Annotated in this window: 21 protein-coding genes; 9 read left to right on the top strand and 12 right to left on the bottom strand. The window is 62.4% G+C overall.

Annotation, left to right across the window (positions count from 1 at the left end; genetic code table 11):
* From VFB05_RS15940 to VFB05_RS15960, 5 genes are all read left to right on the top strand, one after another.
* Positions 1-512 (top strand): hypothetical protein (locus VFB05_RS15940; protein ID WP_325013694.1); only part of this gene is annotated, 512 nt, incomplete at its 5' end.
* A complete protein-coding gene (locus VFB05_RS15945) occupies positions 509-1138 on the top strand; it encodes a hypothetical protein (protein ID WP_325013695.1) in 630 nt (209 codons plus the stop codon). The genes VFB05_RS15940 and VFB05_RS15945, both read left to right, overlap by 4 nt.
* Positions 1139-1235: 97 nt before the next feature.
* Positions 1236-1976, top strand: coding sequence for a metallophosphoesterase family protein (locus VFB05_RS15950; protein ID WP_325013696.1), 741 nt, complete (start codon positions 1236-1238; stop codon positions 1974-1976).
* A gap of 7 nt (positions 1977-1983) precedes the next feature.
* A complete protein-coding gene (locus tag VFB05_RS15955) occupies positions 1984-3441 on the top strand; it encodes a bifunctional serine/threonine-protein kinase/universal stress protein (protein WP_325013697.1) in 1458 nt (485 codons plus the stop codon).
* Positions 3442-3544: 103 nt separating this feature from the next.
* On the top strand, positions 3545-3871 hold the full coding sequence (locus VFB05_RS15960; RefSeq protein ID WP_325013698.1) for a cytochrome c: 327 nt from the start codon (positions 3545-3547) through the stop codon (positions 3869-3871).
* A 114-nt stretch (positions 3872-3985) separates the two neighbouring features.
* Here VFB05_RS15960 and rpe read toward each other — a convergent pair whose 3' ends face one another.
* Positions 3986-4687 carry a ribulose-phosphate 3-epimerase gene (gene rpe, locus VFB05_RS15965; RefSeq protein WP_325013699.1) on the bottom strand — a complete coding sequence of 234 codons (702 nt, stop codon included), beginning with the start codon at positions 4685-4687 and terminating at the stop codon, positions 3986-3988.
* Between the two features lie 267 nt (positions 4688-4954).
* Here rpe and VFB05_RS15970 point away from each other — a divergent pair, with 267 nt between their 5' ends.
* Positions 4955-5326 carry a hypothetical protein gene (locus tag VFB05_RS15970; RefSeq protein ID WP_325013700.1) on the top strand — a complete coding sequence of 124 codons (372 nt, stop codon included), beginning with the start codon at positions 4955-4957 and terminating at the stop codon, positions 5324-5326.
* 10 nt (positions 5327-5336) lie between these two features.
* Here VFB05_RS15970 and VFB05_RS15975 read toward each other — a convergent pair whose 3' ends face one another.
* From VFB05_RS15975 to VFB05_RS16010, 8 genes are all read right to left on the bottom strand, one after another.
* A complete protein-coding gene (locus tag VFB05_RS15975) occupies positions 5337-6332 on the bottom strand; it encodes a P1 family peptidase (RefSeq protein WP_325013701.1) in 996 nt (331 codons plus the stop codon).
* A gap of 173 nt (positions 6333-6505) precedes the next feature.
* A complete protein-coding gene (locus tag VFB05_RS15980) occupies positions 6506-9286 on the bottom strand; it encodes a PAS domain S-box protein (protein ID WP_325013702.1) in 2781 nt (926 codons plus the stop codon).
* 91 nt (positions 9287-9377) lie between these two features.
* Positions 9378-9818, bottom strand: a complete 441-nt coding sequence (locus VFB05_RS15985; RefSeq protein WP_325013703.1) for a response regulator — start codon at positions 9816-9818, stop codon at positions 9378-9380.
* A 256-nt stretch (positions 9819-10074) separates the two neighbouring features.
* Positions 10075-11193, bottom strand: a complete 1119-nt coding sequence (locus VFB05_RS15990) for a branched-chain amino acid ABC transporter substrate-binding protein (RefSeq protein ID WP_325013704.1) — start codon at positions 11191-11193, stop codon at positions 10075-10077.
* Positions 11194-11438: 245 nt separating this feature from the next.
* Positions 11439-12170 (bottom strand): ABC transporter ATP-binding protein, encoded by a 732-nt coding sequence (locus VFB05_RS15995; protein ID WP_325013705.1) that lies wholly within the window; start codon positions 12168-12170, stop codon positions 11439-11441.
* Positions 12167-12997: an ABC transporter ATP-binding protein gene (locus VFB05_RS16000; RefSeq protein ID WP_325013706.1), complete on the bottom strand. Its 831-nt coding sequence runs from the start codon at positions 12995-12997 to the stop codon at positions 12167-12169. Before VFB05_RS16000 ends, VFB05_RS15995 begins: the two co-directional genes overlap by 4 nt.
* Entirely contained in the window at positions 12994-14319 is a 1326-nt protein-coding gene (gene livM / locus VFB05_RS16005; protein WP_325013707.1) for a high-affinity branched-chain amino acid ABC transporter permease LivM, read from the bottom strand. Before livM ends, VFB05_RS16000 begins: the two co-directional genes overlap by 4 nt.
* A gap of 11 nt (positions 14320-14330) precedes the next feature.
* Positions 14331-15245 (bottom strand): ABC transporter permease subunit, encoded by a 915-nt coding sequence (locus VFB05_RS16010; protein ID WP_325013708.1) that lies wholly within the window; start codon positions 15243-15245, stop codon positions 14331-14333.
* A gap of 330 nt (positions 15246-15575) precedes the next feature.
* Between VFB05_RS16010 and VFB05_RS16015 the strand changes: the two genes are divergently transcribed.
* The 3 genes from VFB05_RS16015 (at position 15576) to VFB05_RS16025 (ending at position 17740) form a co-directional block, all read left to right on the top strand.
* A complete protein-coding gene (locus tag VFB05_RS16015; protein ID WP_325013709.1) occupies positions 15576-15728 on the top strand; it encodes a hypothetical protein in 153 nt (50 codons plus the stop codon).
* A gap of 238 nt (positions 15729-15966) precedes the next feature.
* Positions 15967-17007 (top strand): SMP-30/gluconolactonase/LRE family protein, encoded by a 1041-nt coding sequence (locus VFB05_RS16020; RefSeq protein WP_325013710.1) that lies wholly within the window; start codon positions 15967-15969, stop codon positions 17005-17007.
* A 214-nt stretch (positions 17008-17221) separates the two neighbouring features.
* The gene (locus tag VFB05_RS16025; protein WP_325013711.1) at positions 17222-17740 is read left to right on the top strand and encodes a hypothetical protein; all 519 of its coding nucleotides are present in this window, start codon (positions 17222-17224) and stop codon (positions 17738-17740) included.
* Here VFB05_RS16025 and VFB05_RS16030 read toward each other — a convergent pair.
* The 3 genes from VFB05_RS16030 to VFB05_RS16040 all read right to left on the bottom strand — a co-directional run bounded on the left by VFB05_RS16030 (position 17702) and on the right by VFB05_RS16040 (position 20364).
* The gene (locus VFB05_RS16030) at positions 17702-18094 is read right to left on the bottom strand and encodes a carboxymuconolactone decarboxylase family protein (RefSeq protein WP_325013712.1); all 393 of its coding nucleotides are present in this window, start codon (positions 18092-18094) and stop codon (positions 17702-17704) included. The genes VFB05_RS16025 and VFB05_RS16030 overlap by 39 nt on opposite strands.
* Before the next feature lie 99 nt (positions 18095-18193).
* A complete protein-coding gene (gene pcaD / locus VFB05_RS16035) occupies positions 18194-18976 on the bottom strand; it encodes a 3-oxoadipate enol-lactonase (protein ID WP_325013713.1) in 783 nt (260 codons plus the stop codon).
* Positions 18977-19008: 32 nt separating this feature from the next.
* Positions 19009-20364 carry a 3-carboxy-cis,cis-muconate cycloisomerase gene (locus tag VFB05_RS16040; protein ID WP_325013714.1) on the bottom strand — a complete coding sequence of 452 codons (1356 nt, stop codon included), beginning with the start codon at positions 20362-20364 and terminating at the stop codon, positions 19009-19011.
* Between the last annotated feature and the right edge of the window lie 12 nt (positions 20365-20376).

Here is a 20376-nt window from a genome sequence, read left to right on the forward strand (position 1 = left end):
TCATCATCACCATGGACTGGCCCGACAACCATCCCGACGACCTCGACCTGTTCGTACAGGACCCGATCGGCAACATCGCCTGGTATCGGCATCGCGAGGCCGGCTTTCTGACGCTCGACCGCGATGATCGTGGCGGCGCCAACGATTTCATCGTCGTCAATGGCAACAGGATCCCGTCGCCGATCCGGGAGGAGATCGTGACGGTCCGTGGCGTCGTCGCCGGCGAATACACCGTCAACGTCTCGCACTTCCAGGCCAAGACGGGCCAGCCGGTCCCGGTGAATGTGAAGGTGCAGAAGCTCAATCCGACCGCGCAGGTGATCTTCGACGACAAGCTGTTCGTCGATCACACCGGCGCGGAAAAGACCGCGGTGCGGTTCACGGTCGACGCCGAAGGCAAGGTGATCGACGTCGAGCAGCGGCAGAAATCGCTGCTCGAGACGTTCCGCCGAACCTGGGCGAACGGCTCGGATCGCGATCCCAAGACAGGTGTCAGGATGAGAACGCCGTGAGCAGCCTGCAGTCCGTCATTCTCATCCTCTCCGTCGCATACGCGCTTGTCGGCGCACTTTTGCTGGTGGTGCTGGTCTATGTGAGGCTGCCCTGGCCGCTCAAGGCAACGGCGGTGGTCGTGACCAGCTCGTTCTACATCGCAAGCTTCCTTGGCATGCGCGGGCTGCTCGGCTGGGCGAGCGTCGACCAGCTGCCACCGTATTTCAAGCTGCTGCAGGCGCGCATCGTCGAGCCGCATTCGCTTGAGGGCGATCCGGGCGCGATCTACCTCTGGGTCGAGGCATTGGACGAGGATAATCGGCCGAGCGGCGTCCCGCGCGCTTTTCGCATTCCGTATAACGACAGGTTGGCTGACAAGACCGACAAGGCGCAAAGCGAAGTCGCGGCGGGCCGCGCTCAGGGCGGCCGCGCCGCCGATTACGGCAGCGGCGAGGGTGGGCTACTCGATTCCGTGCGCGCCTACATCACGCCAAATACCATCATCGAAACCTCGGGCGGCGATCCCTCCACCGGAGGCGGGCTGACCGCGGTGCCGCAGGCGGGGGATGAGGTCACCTTCACGCCGTTGTTGCCGCCGCGGATGCCGCCCAAGGACGTCATGGAGCCGCAGGAAAGCCGGCGGTAACCGAAGCCACGCGCGCCCTCAATCCTGTTGTTTGAGTTTTCTCAAACGGCTAGCGATATATCCTGCGCTAGAACGCGATCAGGCCGGGAGACAGCGCGTGCAGCTGGCATTGTTTGCGGACATTCACGCCAACCGGCAGGCTTTTGCGGCCTGCCTTGAGGCGGCGCGCGCACGCGGCGCCGAGCGTTTCATCTTTCTCGGCGATTATGTCGGCTACGGCGCCGATCCGGAATGGACGGTCGAAACGGTGATGTCGCTTGCGGAGCAGGGGGCGCTCGCCGTGCGCGGCAACCACGACAACGCGATTCACACGTCCTCCGAGAGCATGAATGCCGAGGCCCAGGCCGCCATCGAATGGACGCGCGGGCGCCTCAGCGCGGGCGAGCGAAAATTCCTCGCAGAGCTGCCGGTGACGCTTGAAGAGGACGACCGCCTCTACGTGCACTCCGAAGCAAGTCAGCCCGCCAAATGGCATTACGTCCGCTCCAACGCGGATGCCGGGCGAAGCCTGATTGCGACCGACGCTCACATCTCCTTTTGCGGCCATATCCATCGGCCGGCGCTTTATTCGATGTCGGTGACTGGCAAGATGACGCATTTTACGCCCGTGTCCGGCGTCGCCGTCCAGTTGCTGCCGGGCCGGCGATGGCTAGCGGTCCTGGGCTCGGTCGGCCAGCCGCGCGACGGCGATCCGGCGGCTGCGTTTGCCATGCTCGATACGACCACGCGTGAACTCACTTATTGCCGCATTCCCTATGACGTCGATGCCGCGGCTAGGCGCATTCGCGAGAACGGCTTGCCGTCACTGCTCGCCGACCGCCTCTTCGTCGGGAGGTAGGTGGCGAATGGCGAAATTCGTGATTGAACCCGGCGCTGTCATCGACGGCTTCACGCTTGGCGAATGCGTGCATCGCGGCGGCATGGCGACGCTGTGGAGCGTCACCCGCGATGATATCGCGGACGCCATGCTGATGAAGATCCCGCGGGTTTCGGAAGGCGAGGATCCCGCCGCCATCGTCTCCTTCGAAATGGAGCAGATGATCCTGCCAAAGCTTACGGGCATCCATGTGCCGCAATGCTATGGGACGGGCGATTTCGCGCGGCAGGCCTATGTCGTGATCGAACGCATTCCCGGCAAAACGCTGTACGCGCGACTGGACGAACTGCCGCTGCCTTACGAGGAAGCGCGGCTGATTGCGCTGAAAATCGCCGATGCGCTTAGCGACCTGCATCGGCAAAACGTCATTCATCACGACATCAAGCCGTCCAGCATCATGTTTCGCGCCTCCGGCGAAGCGGTGCTGATCGATTTCGGCCTGTCGCATCACAACCAGTTGCCGGATTTGTTGCAGGAGGAATTCCGCGTTCCCTACGGCACGGCGCCCTATACAGCGCCGGAGCGTCTGCTCGGGGTGCGCGATGATCCGCGCAGCGATCTGTTTTCGCTCGGCGTGCTGCTCTATTTCTTCACGACCGGCGTGCGGCCGTTCGGCGAGAGCGAGACGATGGCCGGCATGCGGCGGCGGCTTTGGCGCGATCCCTATCCGCCGCGCCAGTTGCGCAAGGACTATCCGCCCTGGTTGCAGGAAATTGTGCTGCGGTGCCTGGAGATCGAGCCGGCGTGGCGATATCCCACTGCCTCGCAACTGGCGTTCGAACTGGCGCATCCCGACCAGGTCAAGCTGACGGCGCGCTCCGAGCGGCTCAAGCGCGACCCGCTCACGACGGTCTGGCGCCGCCGCTTCAACGGCAACCTGGTCCAGCCGCGGCGTCCGGCGGCGGTTGCGGCGCAACTCGCCGCAAGTCCGATCGTTGCGGTTGCGATCGACGTGACGGAAGGATCGGATGAGCTGAACGGCGCGCTTCGCACGGCCGCCGAGCGGATCCTGAAAACCTCGCCTCTAGCGCGGCTTGCCTGCCTCAATGTGCTGAAGCTCGGCCGCGTCACCATCGACCGAACGCTCGACGAAGAGGGCAACAACAAGCATGTCGGGCGGCTGGTCACGCTGAGGCATTGGGCCACACCGCTCAAGCTGGACGAGAGCCGGCTGACCGTGCATGTGCTGGAGGCGGTCGATGCCGCCGGCGCGATTCTGGAATTCGTCAACGCCAATCACGTCGATCACATCGTGATCGGGGCAGGGCAAAACTCGCTGGTGCGAACGCTGCTGGGCAGCACCTCCGCCAAGGTCGCCTCAGAGGCTCCCTGCAGCGTCACGGTAGTGCGGCTGCCACGGCAGGGCCCGTCATCGAGCCCACGCCAAGAGCCGCCCGGCGACGACCGGTCGATGCCGGCGATCTAGGGCTTGCGCCATTTTCGGTTTGCGACAGATCAAGGCCGCAACTCGGCAATTGGCCGAGACAGGACGAGGCAGGACCCGGTCTCGTTCGATGAGAGAAGCCCAAATGCTGGAAAGCGCGCGAAAACTATTGCCAATCTGTCTTTTGCTGGCGGCTTCGTTGCTGATGCCGCAACGTGCGCTTGCCGCCGATTCCGGCCGAGGCAGAGCCATTGCGGAACGCTGGTGCTCCGAATGCCATGTCGTCGGCCCGGAGCAGAAAAGCGCGCCCAACGATCAGGCCCCGCCATTCGCGTCCATTGCCCGAAGACCGGATTTCGACGAGGCCAGGTTGGCCCTTCTGGTACTCTCACCCCACCCGAACATGCCGAAGTTGGTGCTCAGCCGGTTGGAGGTTGCCGATCTCGCTGCTTATATTCTGACACTTAAATAACTATTCTGACGCTTAAATAGCGCCGGGTTACGCCTGCCATCGCCCCAACTCTGGCGCTCCCTTCAGCACCGCCGCGACGTGATGAACGTCGGAACCGGGACACCGGCAAAGGCTCTAGATCGCTTCGCCGCGCGCGGCCATCGCTGCGTTTCGGATCGCCGAGATATTGGCCTTGTAGGCTTCCATCGTGCCGCCCTTGAACACCGCCGAGCCCGCCACGAAGGCGTTGGCGCCGGCGGCGGCGAGTTCGCCGGAGACATTGGGCGCAACGCCGCCGTCAACTTCAATGTCGATCGGCCGCCCCGCCGTCATCGCCCGCAAATCCCTGATCTTGCCGAGTGCAGACGGAATGAACGCCTGTCCGCCGAAACCGGGATTGACCGACATCACCAGCACGAGATCGATCATGTCGATCACATATTCGATCGCCGAAATCGGCGTCGCCGGATTGATCGAGACGCCGGCCTTCTTGCCGAGCGCGCGGATCGCCTGCAACGAGCGATGCAAATGCGGGCCGGCCTCGGCATGCACCGTGATGTGGTCGCATCCGGCTTTCGCAAAGGCCTCAAGATAGGGATCGCACGGCGAAATCATCAAATGCGCATCGAAGATCTTTTTGCTGTGCGGGCGCATCGCCTTGATGACGTCGGGTCCGTAGGAAATGTTCGGAACGAAATGCCCGTCCATCACGTCGAGATGGATCCAGTCGGCGCCCGCGGCATCGACCGCACGCACCTCCTCGCCAAGCTTCGAGAAATCCGAGGCCAGGATCGACGGCGCAATCACGAGGGGGCGGGGCGAGAGGGAAGCGGACATCGGCGCTGTCTTCCGAAGAGCTAGTGTTCCGGTTCTGGCGAGTCGCAAAGAGCTAATGCGCTTGTCCGCCTAACACGCATAGACTTTTCCGGCAATGCAGGCGGCGGCGAGGCGGAAAAATCTGCCGCAAGCGGCACCAATTGCCGATTTAAAGCCGTGTTCCCTGATCGCGAAAGCCATCATTTCATTGACTTTTTCGCCATGGCACGGCGCTTGCTGAAAGATTCCCGACGGGGGAGAGCCAACCCAGCCGTTCGGAGTTTGACCATGTTGCCTGCCATCGGTGCTTCAGTCGCGGTTGACGCCCTCCAGTCGATCATATCGCCGCAATCGTCGTCGTCACAGGCGGCCGGCGCGGGCGGCTTTGACCTCACCGGCAGTTCGGATGCGGCGTCGGCCGGCCCTGGCACCGTTTCCGGATCCAGCAGCGCGCAGATTTCGTCGGACAATCTCAACGCGCTGATCGACGCCCAGAGTCTTGCTTCGGGCGATCTTGCCTCGGCCCTCGGCTCCGGCAATTCGGCGTCCGATCCGTCGCAAGGCCAATCCACATCGGGCGCGGCCTCGTCGGTCTACAACACGATCAATCAGCTCGCCCAGACCACGGCGATCCCCGTCGGTCTCTCCGTCAGCGCCTGACCTTAAGAAACTAGCCGAAGCGATCCTTCCACGCCGGCAACGCGCCGGGCAGTGGCAGTGCTGTTGCCGCATGGACGCCGCGGGCTATGGCGCGCGCGATCGTGTTGGCCGCGACCATGCCAAGCTCGGTCAGACCGATCAACGGATCGATCGGCTGCGCGCCGGTTGCCGCCGCGAACACGACGTCGCCGTCCATCGGGGCATGCACCGGGTAGATCGCGCGCGCAAAACCGGTCTGCGCGATCATGGCGAGCCGTTTGGCCTGGGCCTTGGAAAGGTCGGCATCGGTCACGACGACGGCGAGCGTGGTGTTCTCGATCGCCGTTGCCGCGGGCCCGCCCTTGATGCGCATCCTCAGCATGTCCGGCGTAAAGGAGGCCGGCAACCCGCGGCCGCCATATTCGCCGTCGATCTCGAAAGGCGCGGCCCAGAACCACGGTCCGTCGCCGACCACGACAGTGCCGAGCGCGTTGACCACCGCGAGCGCGGCGACATTCACGCCATCATTGGTTTGGGCTGAGGCCGAGCCGAGACCGCCCTTGAGATTGGCGGTCAAGGCGCCGAGTCCCGCGCCGACGCTTCCCAAGGCGAAGCTGCTACTTGCGGTCGCAGCCGCTTCGAAGCCGAGATCGCGATAAGGCGCAAAGCGGCCCCAGTTCTTGTCGCCGCCGTTGAGCAGATCGAAGCAGATCGCGCCGGGCACGATCGGAATGACCGCGCCCCGAACATTGAAGCCGCGGCCTTGTTCGGCAAGCCACGCCTGCACGCCGCCTCCTGCCTCCAGTCCAAATGCCGAACCGCCCGACAACGCGATCGCGTCGATCTTCTCCACGGTGTTGGCGACATCGAGCAGGGCCCCCTCGCGGGTGCCGGGGCCGCCGCCGCGAACATCCATCGCGGCGACCACCGGCTGGTCGAAGACGACGGCGGTGACGCCGGAGGCGATGCGCGCGTCGCCGGCATGGCCGACGCGCACGCCTTCGATGTTGGTGAGGAGGTTCTTCATCGCCAGCCTCTAGCGGTCCGATTCCAACATTCGCATCCCTTCGCTGCAGGCACTTTTGCGAATGTTGGAATCATAGGACCACTAGCAAGTATAAATTTCTAGTGGAGTTTTGGATTTGACATTCGCTTTGTAAGTTCGCGGCCAGGCAGGTAGCGAATGTCAAATCCGCTCCACTAACTATCCAGAGCAAGCCTGATCATGCGCGCCAGATCGGACTTCCGGTACGGTTTGGCGAGTAGGAGAACGCCGGTGTCGAGGCGCCCATGATGAACGATGGCGTTCTCGGTATAGCCCGACGTGAACAGCGTCTTCAATTCGGGGCGCCGCACCAGCGCCTCGTCGACCAGCTGACGGCCGTTCATCGAGCCCGGCATGATGACGTCGGTGAAGAGAAGATCGATATCTTTCTGCGCGTCGATGATATCCAGGGCTTCCGACGCCCGGCTCGCCTCAAGCGTCTTGTAGCCCAGGCTCTCGATCTGGGTGATGACATAGCGGCGCACGAGGTGGTCATCCTCGACCACCAGGATCCTCTCGTGGCCTCCGGCGACGCGCATCGACGCCAGCGACGACTCCACCGGCGTGTCCGAAACTCCGGTCGCGCGCGGCAGATAGATCTTCACCGTGGTTCCGTGGCCGACCTCGCTGTAGATCTTGATGTGGCCGTTCGACTGCTTGACGAAGCCGAACACCATGGAGAGGCCGAGGCCGGTGCCCTTTCCGACCTCCTTGGTGGTGAAGAAGGGATCGAACACGCGTTCGAGATTGGCGGGCGAAATCCCCATACCGGTGTCGCTGACAGCGACCATCACATAGTTGCCGGCGGTCACGTCCCGGTTCATCGCGGCGTAGCCCTCGTCGAGATGGATATTGCCTGTCTCGACCACGAGCTTGCCGCCGGATGGCATGGCGTCGCGCGCATTCAGCGAGAGATTGAGGACCGCCGTGGTGAGCTGGTTCGGATCGACCAGAGCCGGCCAGGCGTTGGTGGCCAATTGGGGGTTGATCTGGATATGCTCGCCAAGCGTCGGCCGCAACAGCTTGATGGTCTCCAGTACGAGTGTGTTGATGTCGATCTCGCGCGGTTGCAGCGGCTGTTTACGCGCGAAAGCGAGCAGATGTTTCGTCAGGCTGGCGCCGCGCTCGGCGGCATCGTCGATCATCTTGGCGATGGCCGATAGTTGCGGATCGTCCACGACCGCGTCCGCCAGAATGCCGATCGTGCCCGTGATCACGGTGAGAATATTGTTGAAGTCATGGGCAACGCCGCCAGTGAGCTGGCCGACGGCGTCCATCTTTTGCGCCTGTCGCATCTGTGCTTCGGAGGCCTGCTTTTCGGTCAGGTCGCGGCCGACGAAGAAATGCCGCCGCACCGGCTCCGACCAGGTTCCCATCCAGAACAGGCTGACCGCATGACCCTCCCGGTGCATGTAGCGGGTTTCGAAGTTGCGCATCAGGTGTCCGCGCCGCGCCGCGCGCATTTCCTGGCGCGTGCTTTCGAGGTCATCGGGATGGATGAACTCCGTCGCGCTATGGCCGATCATCTCGTCCGGCCTTATTCCCAGTATCGCGTACGAGCTCGGGCTGACCTGTACGAACGTCCCCTTGGTATCGGTGACCAGGATCAGGTCCTGTGACGTCTCGAAGATGCGTTGTCGCTCCTCGATTTCCTGGGTCAGCGCCGCTTGCGTTCGTTTGCTCTCGGTGACGTCGCGCGCAATCTTCGAGGCGCCGATGATCTCGCCCGAACTGGAATGCAGCGGAGAGATCGAAAGCGCGACGATAACCCTTTGGCCGTCCTTGGTCACGCGCTGCGTCTCGAAATGGGCGATGGCCTCGCCCTGACCTATCCGCCGGAGGATGTCGTTTAATTCATCGATCCTCTCATCTGGTACGATCAGATCGATATGGCGGCCGATGGCTTCAGCGGCGGTATAGCCGAACAACCGTTCGGCGGCTGGATTCCAGCCGGTGATGGTGCCGTCGAGCTTCTTGGTGATGATGGCGTCGTTGGAGGATTCGACCACCGAGCTGAATAGGCGTTCGCGTTCCCGGTAACGCTGCTTTTCGGAAAAGCTCTCGCGACGAAGAGTGTGAAGCAGACGGGACAGCCGCGCCTGCAAACTAATGTTCTGCAGGAGTAATACGCCGAGTACGAAAGAGGCGGCGAACAACCCGTAGAGGCGGCTGACATAAAATCCCAGGTCGTAACGCCCCGTGAGCAGTGCCGAGGACGCCATGGCGAAAAGCCAGGCGCACAGCACGACCTGGAGCCAGAGATCGAGGATCGAGTGCGGACGCCGGAGCCACAGGACCACCAGCGCGGCGAAGCCGATACACCACACGGTCCAGGCGATGCCGAAATGCGCTGGCGCGTAGCCGTTCTCACCCACGAGCGCCGGCAGGAGGTGGTGCTTTTCCGTGACGATGAAAACGACGGCCGCAATGACGGTTAGAACTCCGGCCAAACTCCAAAGGATGGATCCGCGGGTCGACCCTTTGACCTGAGGACCGCCATCGCGATCCTTGAGAACGGCGTAGCCCAGCGCGAACAGCGGAAATCCGCCATGCCAGGCCATATAGAGCCACGCTGAGGTTTGCGGGCCACCGCTGAGGAGTCCGTTGGCGGTCAGGAGGTTCGGAAAAGTCAGGGCGTGAAGAACCGCCGCCACCGCCGTGAAAATATATCCGCTTGCCAGCACGAGCAGCGCGCGTGACCGCAGAAGCGCAAATTGCGACAGCAGCAGTATGGCTGTGATGACATCGCAAATGACCAGTGCCGACTGGTAGCTTGCGACAAAGGCGGGAACCGCCGGCAGCGGCACCCGAGCAAAGGGAAGGGCGGCGGCAAAGAAAATGGCCGAAGCAGCAACGACTCCGAAGGCAATCTTGCGGTCGCGGGCGGAGGCGGGCAGTGTCGAGAGAAAGATATTGCGGTCGTCGCCTGCTTCCACCGTCGTCTCCAGACCGCTTCGGTCTCAAGTATCCGACTGCCTTGCGCCGAAAGGCCTGCGCCGACGCAAGACAGTACTCGCCATATTGTCCTTAATGCTGTTCGGAGGGAATGCCTGCCGGCATATTTCGCTGCAAGCCGGGCGGCGACTGCGAACTCGACAGGATTCTGTTGACGGCGGTGAGGAGTTCGGAGGAGCGGAACGGCTTGTGCAGGCTGGACACCGCTCCCAGCCGGGTCGCCATGTGCAAGAAATCCGGCGGCCGCTCCGACGAAAGACTAAGCTGCTGCCCCGATATCACGATGATCGGCATGTCCGGCCGCGATTGATGAACGAGCTTCATCGTTTCGAAGCCATCCATCCCCGGCATGAAGATATCGACGATGAGCAGGTCAAAGCTGCGCGCTTCGATGAGTTGCAGGCCGTTCCGACTGTTGTCGACGGCTTCAACCGCATGGCCTGCGCGTTCAAGCAGGATTTTGATCGTGGCAAGAACTGCCCGATCGTCGTCGATGACGAGGATGCTCGCCATAGGGTTCCTTAACGGATTTCGCCCGTTCAACCCGAGGTTACATACTTTTTGAATCAGGCCAAGACTGATACGCGACCGACGCGGAGGCCCAAGCGTGGATGGTTGATACGAGCTTACTCCGTTGCCGCCAAACTTCCAGACCGATCTGAGCGGCGATCGCCTGTTTCCGTGATGGAACTTTCGACAGGCCGCAATGGCTGAAAACGAAAACGCCCCGGCGAACCGGGGCGTTGACTGCAGGACATCACTTAGAAGGTTAAGAACCCTTGGCGTTGATCTCGGTGTAGTTGCCCTTGGCATCCCACTTGTAGACCACATAGTCGATCTGCTTGATGTCGCCCTTGGCGTCGAACTCCATCTTGCCGATCACCGTATCCCAGGACCCGGCCTTGATCGTGTCCATGACCTTCTTCGGATCGGTCGTGCCGGCCTTCTTGACCGCCTGCGACCAGACCTGGAACGCCGCATAGGTGTAGAGGGTGTAGCCTTCGGGGTCGATGTTTTCCGCCTTGAATTTTTCGACGATCGCTTTCGCGGTCGGCTTGTTGCGCGGGTCGGGACCGAAGGTGAACAGCGTGCCTTCGCCGGCCGGCCCGGTGATGGAGGCGAATTCCTTGTCGGCGAGCGCATCGCCCGCCATCAGGACCGTCTGCATGCCCTGATCACGCATCTGGCGCACGATCAGGCCGGATTCCTGATGGTAGCCGCCGACATAGACGAGATCGATGTTTTCGCGCTTCATGCGCGAGACGATGGCGGTGAAGTCCTTGTCGCCCTTGTTGTAAGACTCAAACATCTTTTCCTGGAAACCGGCCTTGTTGAGCGCCTTCTTGGTCTCGTCGGCGAGGCCTTTGCCATAGGTGGTCTTGTCGTTGAGGATGGCGACGTTCTTGCCCTTGTAATTTTTCACGATGTAGTCGGCTGCGACCAGGCCCTGCTGATCGTCGCGGCCGCAGACGCGGGCGACGTTCCAGAGCTTGCGCTCGGTGAACAGCGGATTGGTCGAGGCCGGCGTGATTTGCAGCACGTTGCCGTCGGCATAGGCTTCCGATGCCGGGATCGACGACGACGAGCAGTAATGACCGGCGACGAACGGGATTTTTTCGCTGGCGAGCTTTTCGGCGACCGAGCGAGCCTGCTTCGGATCGCAGGCGTCGTCGCCGACCTCGAGCGCAAGTTTCTTGCCTAGCACGCCACCGGCGGCGTTCAGGTCCTTGACCGCCATGTCGGCGCCGTTCTTCATCTGGCGGCCAAACGCGGATTCACCGCCCGTCATCGGGCCTGCCACGGCGACGGTGACGTCCTGTGCAAACGCTGCCGTCGAGAGCGCAAGCGATGCGCCGATCGCCAGGCCAAAGAGCTTTACTGATTTCATGATGGGTCCTCTTGGGTGGTTCGCCATGGGTACTCCGGCAGGCGGCCGGGTTCGAGAAATCGTAACGCATTCTCGGCTGATTTTAGGGCGAAGTCATCGGGAAATTTCGGGCAAACGGGAGCTCGAGGGTGGTCATTCCGGGGCGCGAGTGGAGCGAGCGAACTCCGGTACGCCCTTGCTTACCTGAGAATCTCGAGATTCCGGGTCTGGTGCTAGCGCACCATCCCGGAATGACAGTGGAACGGTTAGTGCCGGCCGCCTTCGAGATAGGCAGAGCGGATTTCCGGCCGCTGCAATAGTTCCGCGCCGGTCCCCTGCAGCGTGATCAGGCCGTTGACCATGACGTAACCGCGATGGGCGAGCTTGAGCGCATGGTTGGCGTTCTGTTCGACGATCAGGACGGTCAGGCCATCCTGTCGGTTCAGCGTGCGGATGGCGTCGAAAATCTGGCGGACGATCAGGGGCGCAAGGCCCAGCGACGGTTCGTCGAGCAAAAGCAGACGGGGCCGGCTCATCAGCGCACGCGCAATCGCCAGCATTTGCTGCTCGCCGCCCGACAGCGTGCCGCCGCGCTGGGTCAGACGCTCTCTCAGCCGTGGAAACAGCGCCAACACGCGATCGAGGCTCGCGGTCCGATCGGTCTCGCTGGAGGAGGTCGCGTCGGCACCCATTTGCAGGTTTTCTGCGACGCTCATCCGCGGAAAAATCCGCCGGCCCTCGGGCGATTGCGCGATGCGCAGCCGCGCGATCTCGTGGGTGGCAACGCCCGTGATGTCGCGGCCGTCGAAGAGGATCTTTCCGGCCTTGGCTTTCGGCCGGCCGAAAATGCTCATCATCAGCGTCGATTTGCCGGCGCCGTTGGCGCCGATCAGGGCGACGATTTCGCCCGGACTGATGTCGAGATCGACGCCTTTCAGCGCCTCGATCTTGCCATAGGCTGCGCGAAGGCCTTGGATCGCAAGCAGGGGCGAGGTCACGGGTTGCTCTCCATGACGGCGGCGGCTTCCTCCTCATCGGCGCCGAGATAGGCGGCGACGACCTTGGGATCGTCGCGCACTGCCTGCGGCGCGCCTTCGGCGATTTTGACGCCGTAATCCATCACCACGATATGGTCGGAGATTTCCATCACCACGCTCATGTCGTGCTCGATCAAAAGGATCGAGGTGCCCTCATCGCGGATCGAGAGCAGGAGCTCACTCAAGCCGGCGCTTTCGCGGCTGTTGAGCCCGGCCGCCGGTTCGTCGAGGCAGAGCAGCGCTGGCTCGGTGCACATGGCCCGCGCAATTTCCAGACGGCGCTGATCGCCGTAAGCAAGATTGCCGGCGGCATCGTCGGCCCGCTCCAAAAGGCCAATGCGGTCGAGCCAGCGTTTTGCCTGATCAATCGCCTGGCGTTCGGCTGCACGATAGGACGGCGCGCCGATCAATCCGAGGAAGGTCAGGCCCGAGGCCAGCATCAGCGCATTGTGCTGGGCGACCATCAGGTTCTCCAGCGCCGTCATGCCGGGAAACAGGCGAATGTTCTGGAAGGTGCGCGCCACCTTCGCCTGCTTGGAAATCCGGAAATCATTCAGCCGTTCGAGCTGGATGGTCCGGCCATCGTCATGGGTCAGGCGCAATTGGCCGGAGGTCGGTTTGTAAAACCCGGTGATGCAGTTGAAGACGGTGGTCTTGCCGGCGCCGTTCGGTCCGATCAGTGCCGTGATCTTGCGCCGGTCGGCGGCAAAGGAGAGGCCGTTGACGGCGACCACCCCGCCGAAGCGCATGGTCAGGCCGTCGACACGAAGGATGAAGTCGCTGCTCATCCTCGTCCTTCCCTGGCAAGTTCGGAGGAGATGGCCGTGTTTTGCTTCAGGAAGACCGTCGGCGCGCGGTGGCCAACCAGGCCGCGCGGTCGCCAGATCATCAAGAGCACCATCGCCATGCCGAACACCAGCATGCGGTATTGGTCGAACCCACGAAACAGTTCGAAGCCGCCGATCAGCGTGAGGGCTGCGAGCGCAACGCCAAGCTGCGAACCCATGCCGCCAAGCACGACGATGGCGAGCACCAGCGCCGATTCCTGGAAGGTGAAGGACTCCGGGCTGATGAAACCCTGCCTGGTGGCGAAGAACGCGCCGGCAAAGCCGCCGAACATGGCCCCGATCGCGAAGGCAGTGAGTTTCGTCGTCGTGATGTTGATGCCGAGCGCACGGCTGGCGACTTCATCCTCGCGGAGCGCCTCCCAGGCCCGGCCGATCGGCAGGCTGCGCAGGCGGATCGTGACCCAGTTGGTGAGAAGCGCGAGCGCCAGGATCACGTAGAACAAAAATACGATGCGGTGGGTTGGCGAGAAATCGATGCCGAGCCTTGCCGCAAAGCCATCGTCGTCGCGCGTGAACGGGATGCCGAAGAACGAGGGTCTGGGAATCCCGCTGACCCCGTTGGGGCCGCCGGTCAGGCTTTGCCAGTTGACGAGAACGAGGCGGATGATTTCGCCGAATGCCAGCGTTACGATGGCGAGATAATCGCCACGCAGCCGCAGCACCGGAAAACCGAGCATGACACCCCAGCATGCCGCCAGAATGCCGGCGAGCGGCAGGCAGACCCAGAACGACAGCCCGAAATTGGTTGCCAGGAGCGCGTATGAATAAGAGCCGACCGCGTAGAAGGCGACGTAGCCGAGATCGAGCAGACCCGCGAGGCCGACGACGACGTTTAGTCCCCAGCCAAGCATGACGTAGGTGAGCACCTGGATGCCGGTGTCGATGACATAGCGCTGGTCATAGAAAACGATGGGCACCAGAAGTGCAAAGATCAACAGCACCGGCGGCAGCGCCTTGCCTGCAATACCGAGCGCCCTTTGAACCGATGGAGGAATTGCGGTTGCAATCGGCGCCGGTCCCCACCATTGCCGCAGCAGTTCGATGACAATGCTGCCGACAAAGACGACCGCAACGATGGTGGCGAGATCGTCGAACCTCGTCCAGTAGATCAACTGCCCGGTTGGACCCGCTTCCGTGCGGATGCCGATCATCAACGAGAACAGTAGAAGTGCGACGAGGGCGCTGATGACGGCTTTCTTGAGAATGAAGATGATGGCTTCGCGGCGCGAGGCTTGCGTGAGTTCGGGTGCAGCTACCGTCACGCGGCTGTCCATTAGACTTTTTCGACTTCGGGACGGCCAAGCAGGCCGGTCGGCAGGAAGATCAACACCACGATCAGGATCGAGAACGCGGCGACGTCTTTATATTCGACCGAGAAATAGGCCGACCACATGGTTTCGATCAGGCCGATCAGAAGGCCGCCGAGCATCGCGCCCGGCAGCGAGCCGATCCCGCCAAGAACGGCCGCCGTGAACGCCTTGATGCCTGCCACGAAGCCCATGTAGAAATCGACGAGCCCGTAATAGAGCAGGTACATCATGCCTGCGACCGCGGCGAGCGCAGCACCAATGACGAAGGTCATGGAGATGGTGCGGTCGACGTCGACCCCAAGCAGCGCCGCCATCGTCTGGTCCTGTTCGCAGGCCCGCATGTCACGCCCAAGCCGCGTGCGCGAGACCAGCCAGGTGAAGAGGCCAAGCAGCACGATCGTGGTGAGGACGACGATGATCTGGGCGTTGGAGAGGCGGACCACAAAGCCATTGCTTTCGAGCAGGCTGTGGCCGCCGGTGATCACAGGCGGTATCGGCTTCACCCGCGCGCCCTGGCTGATCTGGGAGAAGTTCGTCAGCACGAACGACATGCCGATCGCCGACAGCATCGGCGCAAGACGGAAGGAATGCCGCAGCGGCCGATAAGCGATGCGCTCCACCGTCCAGCCGTACAGCGCGGTGATCGCCATCGAGACCAGGAGCACGATCAGCAGAATGAGGGGGATTGCGGTGAGCCCGAATGAGACCAGGATCAGGAAGGTGATCAGCGCGATGAAGCCGCCGATCATGAAGATGTCGCCATGGGCAAAATTGATCATGCCGACGATGCCATAGACCATGGTGTAGCCGATGGCGATCAGGCCGTAGATCGAGCCTAGGACGATGCCGTTGATCAATTGCTGGGCGAAATAATCCATACGCTGCCGATTGTTGGCGCATTCGCAGGCAAGATGGAATCCGGTTTGCCGCCTTCGAAAATGCCGTTTTCAACTCTCTGACACAGCGAAGGCCCCGACCGCCGGACGTCGCGTCGCTTCATTTACTAACAGCGGGAACTCATCGCGGCAACACCGCCTGAGGTGGCACTAAAGGCTTGTGCAGAGATCATTTTCGCGCATGTCGCCGGGACGGCGGAGGAACCGCGACTTTCGCGGAGGCCGCAAATGCCGGGCAAAAAACAAGTTCCGCGCAACCAAGTCGGGGTTCCCCTGTTATCCCGCTGCGACTGAAAAACAAGGGAGATCCCGATGGCTAATCCGAACCAGAATCCCGGCCAGCAGAATCAGACCCCCGGACAGAAACCGGGTCAGCAGCAAGGCGGCGGCCAGAAGCCCGGACAGCAACAGCAGGATCCGAGCCGGCAGGGCCAAAAACCGGGACAGCAGGGTAAAGGCGAATGATCGGGTAAGGTTGGTCGACAGTAGCGTTCTCAGGGAAGGCCTCGCCGAAAACGGCGGGGCCTTTTTCTTTTTGATCTCTTTTTGACGGTTGCCTTGCTGCGACGTTTGCGACGCAACAGCATCTGGACCCGCCGTGGAACCTCAAATAGGTTCCCCCCTCCCAAGCGGCAACGCGAGGGGGCTGGCTTTGGCTATCCCCTGAAGGCGGAACGACCGCGCGACCTCAGGAGGAAAGCCGATGTCTCTCACCCGCCGGGATGTACTTGCAACCGCAGGCGCTGCTGCCGCGACGCTCGCCGCTGCGAAGAGCGCGAGCGCCCAGTCTTTCGAATTCAAGCCGAACCAGCGCTATCCCGACCCATCGGTCGAAATCCTCGATCCGAGCTTTGGCAAGCACCGGCTATTCTCGAGCACCGTCGAGCAAGTGGCGACTGGCTTGCGCTGGGCCGAAGGGCCGGTGTGGTTCGGCGACGGCAACTATCTGCTGGTCAGCGACATCCCGAACAACCGCATCATGCGCTACGACCAGTCCAACGGAAACTGGGGCGTGTTTCGTCAGCCTTCGAATTTCGCCAACGGCAATGCGCGCGATCGCCAGGGCCGTCTGATCACGTGCGAACATCTGACGCGCCGCGTCACGCGCACCGAATATGACGGCAAGATCACGGTGCTCGCCGACAGCTTCAACGGCAAGCGGCTCAATTCTCCGAACGACATCGTCTGCAAATCGGACGGCTCGATCTGGTTCACCGATCCGCCGTTCGGCATCGGCGGCGATTGGGAAGGCGACAAGGCGACGCCGGAACTGCCGCACTCGGTCTACCGGATCTCGCCCGACGGCAAGCTAAATCTGGTCACAGCAGAGCTTGCCGGTCCGAACGGGCTCGCTTTCTCGCCGGACGAAAAGAAGATCTACATCATCGAGTCGCGGGCGCAGCCGAACCGCCTGGTGTGGTCTTTCGACGTTGGCGCTGACGGTTTCACGCTGTCGAACAAGACCAAGTTCATCGATGGCGGAGCGACCGCGCTTGACGGTATGAAGGTCGATACCGATGGCAATGTCTGGTGCGGCTGGGGCTCGACCGGCGCGCCCAACAGCAAGGGCGAAGAACTCGACGGCGTGAAGGTCTTTAACTCCGAGGGCAAGGCGATCGGCTTCATCCGCTTGCCCGAGCGTTGTCCCAATCTGGTGTTTGGCGGTCCCAAAAAGAACCGCCTGTTCATGGCGAGCTCGCACTCGATTTACGCCCTCTACGTCGAGGCGCACGGCGCGGTCTAGGACGCTCACTTCCCCGTCATTGCGAGCGCAGCGAAGCAATCCAGTTTACCTTTTCAGGCCCTGGATTGCTTCGTCGCTTTCGCTCCTCGCAATGACGGGGGGCTCGATGGCCAGCCGGATTAAGGTAAATAAAGGGTTTAAATTGCCGATCGCAGTTTAAGGGCGTTACTTCCCGAACAAATCGCACGTAGCGCGAACAACAAAGGGAAGCGTCATGTCAAACTGGCGTATCAGCTCAATCAGCGGCGTTCTGCTCGCCGGCTATTTCATTCCGACCTGGGCGACCGTCGCCTGGCACATCGTGACCTCGCCGGTGCGCGGTCTGTTCGAGCGGCCAAGCGTTTCGGTCGCGCTCTATGCCACGGATCACCTGCAACTGCCGACCCTGACCGCGGTGCGCTTCGCCTGGCTGTTGGCGCTGGGCCGCATCACGGTCGTCGCCTTCTTTGCGCTGTTTCTCGTGCTCAGCGTGCGCAGTCTCATTCGCAAGCAGGGCAGCGGCAACGAGGCGCTGGCGATCGCGCTCACCATCGGCAGCGTAATCAGCTTTGCGAGCATGTTGATGGCATCGCAAGTCGGCGAGATCGAAGCGCTTCGGCTGCATGCCTCCGAACTGCTCGTGATGATCGGCACCGGCATCGTGATGCTGTTCGATACCCCCGAGAAGGCGCAGGTCGTCGCGGTGCCGTCCGAGTCAGCTCTTGAGCAGGCCGAGCTCGGCTACAATAGCTGAGGCTTCCTTCACGGCGTGATTGGCGGCGGGCACGCCGCAATAGATCGCCTGTTGCAACAGGATTTCCTTGATGTCGTCAGGCGTGAAGCCGCCTTCGCTAAGGGCGGCGCGCACGTGCAGGCGAAACTCGTCCCACTGGCCGAGCGCGACCATGGTGCCGATCACGAGCACGCGCCGCGTGCGGTGATCGAAATGCGGCCGGGTCCAGATCTCGCCCCAGGCGTGGCGGGTGATGAGATCGATGAAATCGGCGTTAAACGAATTCTTCCCCTTGATCGACTTGTCGACCCAGGCGTCGCCCAGCACCTTGCGGCGCTGCGCCATGCCGTCATCCCTGCGTTTTTGGTCGTCCATGGAATTTCCCTTCTGTCATTGCGAGGAGCAAAGCGACGAAGCAATCCAGTATTCTTGCTTCTGGATTGCTTCGCTTCGCTCGCAATGACGTTGATGAAGTTATTTCTGCGTCAGGAAGCCGATCACCGCATCCGTGAACGCGTGCGGCTGTTCGACGTTGGAAATATGCGCGGCATCCAGGATCGTCATCGATGCTCCGGGAATGTGGCTGCGGATCAATTCGCCGGCGGCGATCGGCGTTGATGTGTCGTGACGGCCGGCGATGACAAGCGTCGGGCTCTTGATCTTTGGCAATAGCGCGCGCTGGTCCAGCGTCGAGAGCGCCTCGCAGCAGGCGATGTAACCTGCGGCAGGTGAAGCGATCATCATCGCCTTCAGATTTTGAGTGATCTGCGGCTCGCGCTCGCGAAAATCCGCCGACAGCCACGCCGCGATAACGGTGTCGGCAACCGCAGCGACGCCGCCTTCCTTCACCGCCTTGATGCGGTTGTGCCAGTTGGTCGGGTCGGGGTAGTAGCAGGACGTGTTGGAGAGGACGAGCTTGCCGAAGCGCTCCGGTGCATTCGCGCCCAGCCATTGTCCGACCATGCCGCCCATCGACAGCCCGCACCAATGCGTCTTCTCGATATTGAGATCGTCGAGGATCGCGAGCACGTCGCGGCCAAAGCGCTCCATGGAGTAGGGGCCGGCCGGCACACCCGATTTGCCGTGACCGCGCCGGTCATAGCGGATGACGCGAAATACCTGCGTGAGCGCCTTCATCTGCGGCTCCCACATCGCCATCGTCGTTCCCAGCGAATTCGACAGCATCAGGGTCGGGCCACCGTCACGGCCCTCGACCGATACGTTGAGCAGGCATCCGTCGGCGTCGATCATCGGCATGGAATTTTCTCCAGTGTTCTTATTGCGGCGTCTTATTCATCTACAAGGGAAGCAAGCAGGCGGTCGATCATGGTTTGGGACGTGCCCTGATAAGCCATCGGTTCGAACAATTTTGTCAGCTGATCGGCGCCAAGCCGCGTGGTAACGTTCGAATCGGCGGCGAGAACATCGCGCAAATGCTTCTTCTCCGCCACGGCCCTCTTGCTGGCCGCCTCCACCAGATGATGCGCGTCCTGCTTGCCGACCTTTTCGGCCAGCGCGAACGCAACGGCCTCCGCCATGATCAGGCCGCCGGTCGAATCGAGGTTGACGCGCATGCGTGCGGCGTCGACTTCCAGGCCCTCGGCGATATCGACAATGGCGGCGAGCGCGCCCGAGGTGACGAGCATGAGACTGGGCAACGTCGGCCACTCCGCGTGCCACGGGCCGGCAGAGCGTTCGTGATCGCCGACCTGGGCCGCAAAGATCGTCGCCGCCAGATTCGGCGCCATGGTCGCGGCTGCGACTGCGCTGGCGGCGGCAACCGGATTGCGCTTGTGCGGCATGGTGGAGGAGCCGCCGCGGCCTTCGCCTGATGGCTCAAAGGCTTCCGCGACATCGGTCTGCATCATCAGTTGAACGTCGCGGGCGATCTTGCCACAGGTCCCTGCGATGATCGCAAACGTGGAAGCGGCTTCCGCGATACGGTCGCGGTGGGAATGCCAGGGCGCTTCCGGCAGCGGCAGTTCAAGAATCCCGGAGAGTTGCTCGGCGACCTTCAATCCGTTGTTGCCGAGCGCTGCCAGCGTGCCCGCAGCGCCGCCGAACTGAAGTGCAAGCGTGTCGCGCGTGAGGCGCTTCAATCGCCCGCGCGAGCGATGCAGCGCCGCGGCATACTCGGCGAGTTTTAGACCGAACGGCATCGGCAGTGCGTGCTGCAGCCACGTACGCGCCACGACTGCGGTGTTGCGGTGCTGCTGCGCGAGCCGCGCAAAGCCTTTCACGGCGCGATCGATGTCAGGCAGCAAAGCATCGATGCCGGCGCGCAAGGTCAGCATGGTCGCGGTATCGATCACATCCTGGCTGGTGGCGCCCCAGTGGACATAGCGGGCGGCCTCCTTGTCTTTCTTGGCGACCTCCGTTGTCAGCGCCTTGACGAGGGGTATTGCCAGATTGCCGGATCGCGTCGCGGCTTCCGCCAGCGCCGCAACGTCGAGGGCGTCCGCCTTGCAGGCCTTCGTGATCGCCGCGGCACTCTTGGCGGGGACTATGCCGACGGCGCTTTCGGCGCGCGCCAGCGCTGCCTCGAAGTCGAGCATGAATTGCAGGAAGGCCCGGTCGTCGCACACCGCGCGCATGGCGGCGCTTGAGAGCATGGGCGCAAGCAGGGGTGAGAGCGAGGTAGCCATTGAGCGGGGACC

This window comes from Bradyrhizobium sp. (assembly GCF_035652035.1).
Taxonomy (GTDB): domain Bacteria; phylum Pseudomonadota; class Alphaproteobacteria; order Rhizobiales; family Xanthobacteraceae; genus Bradyrhizobium.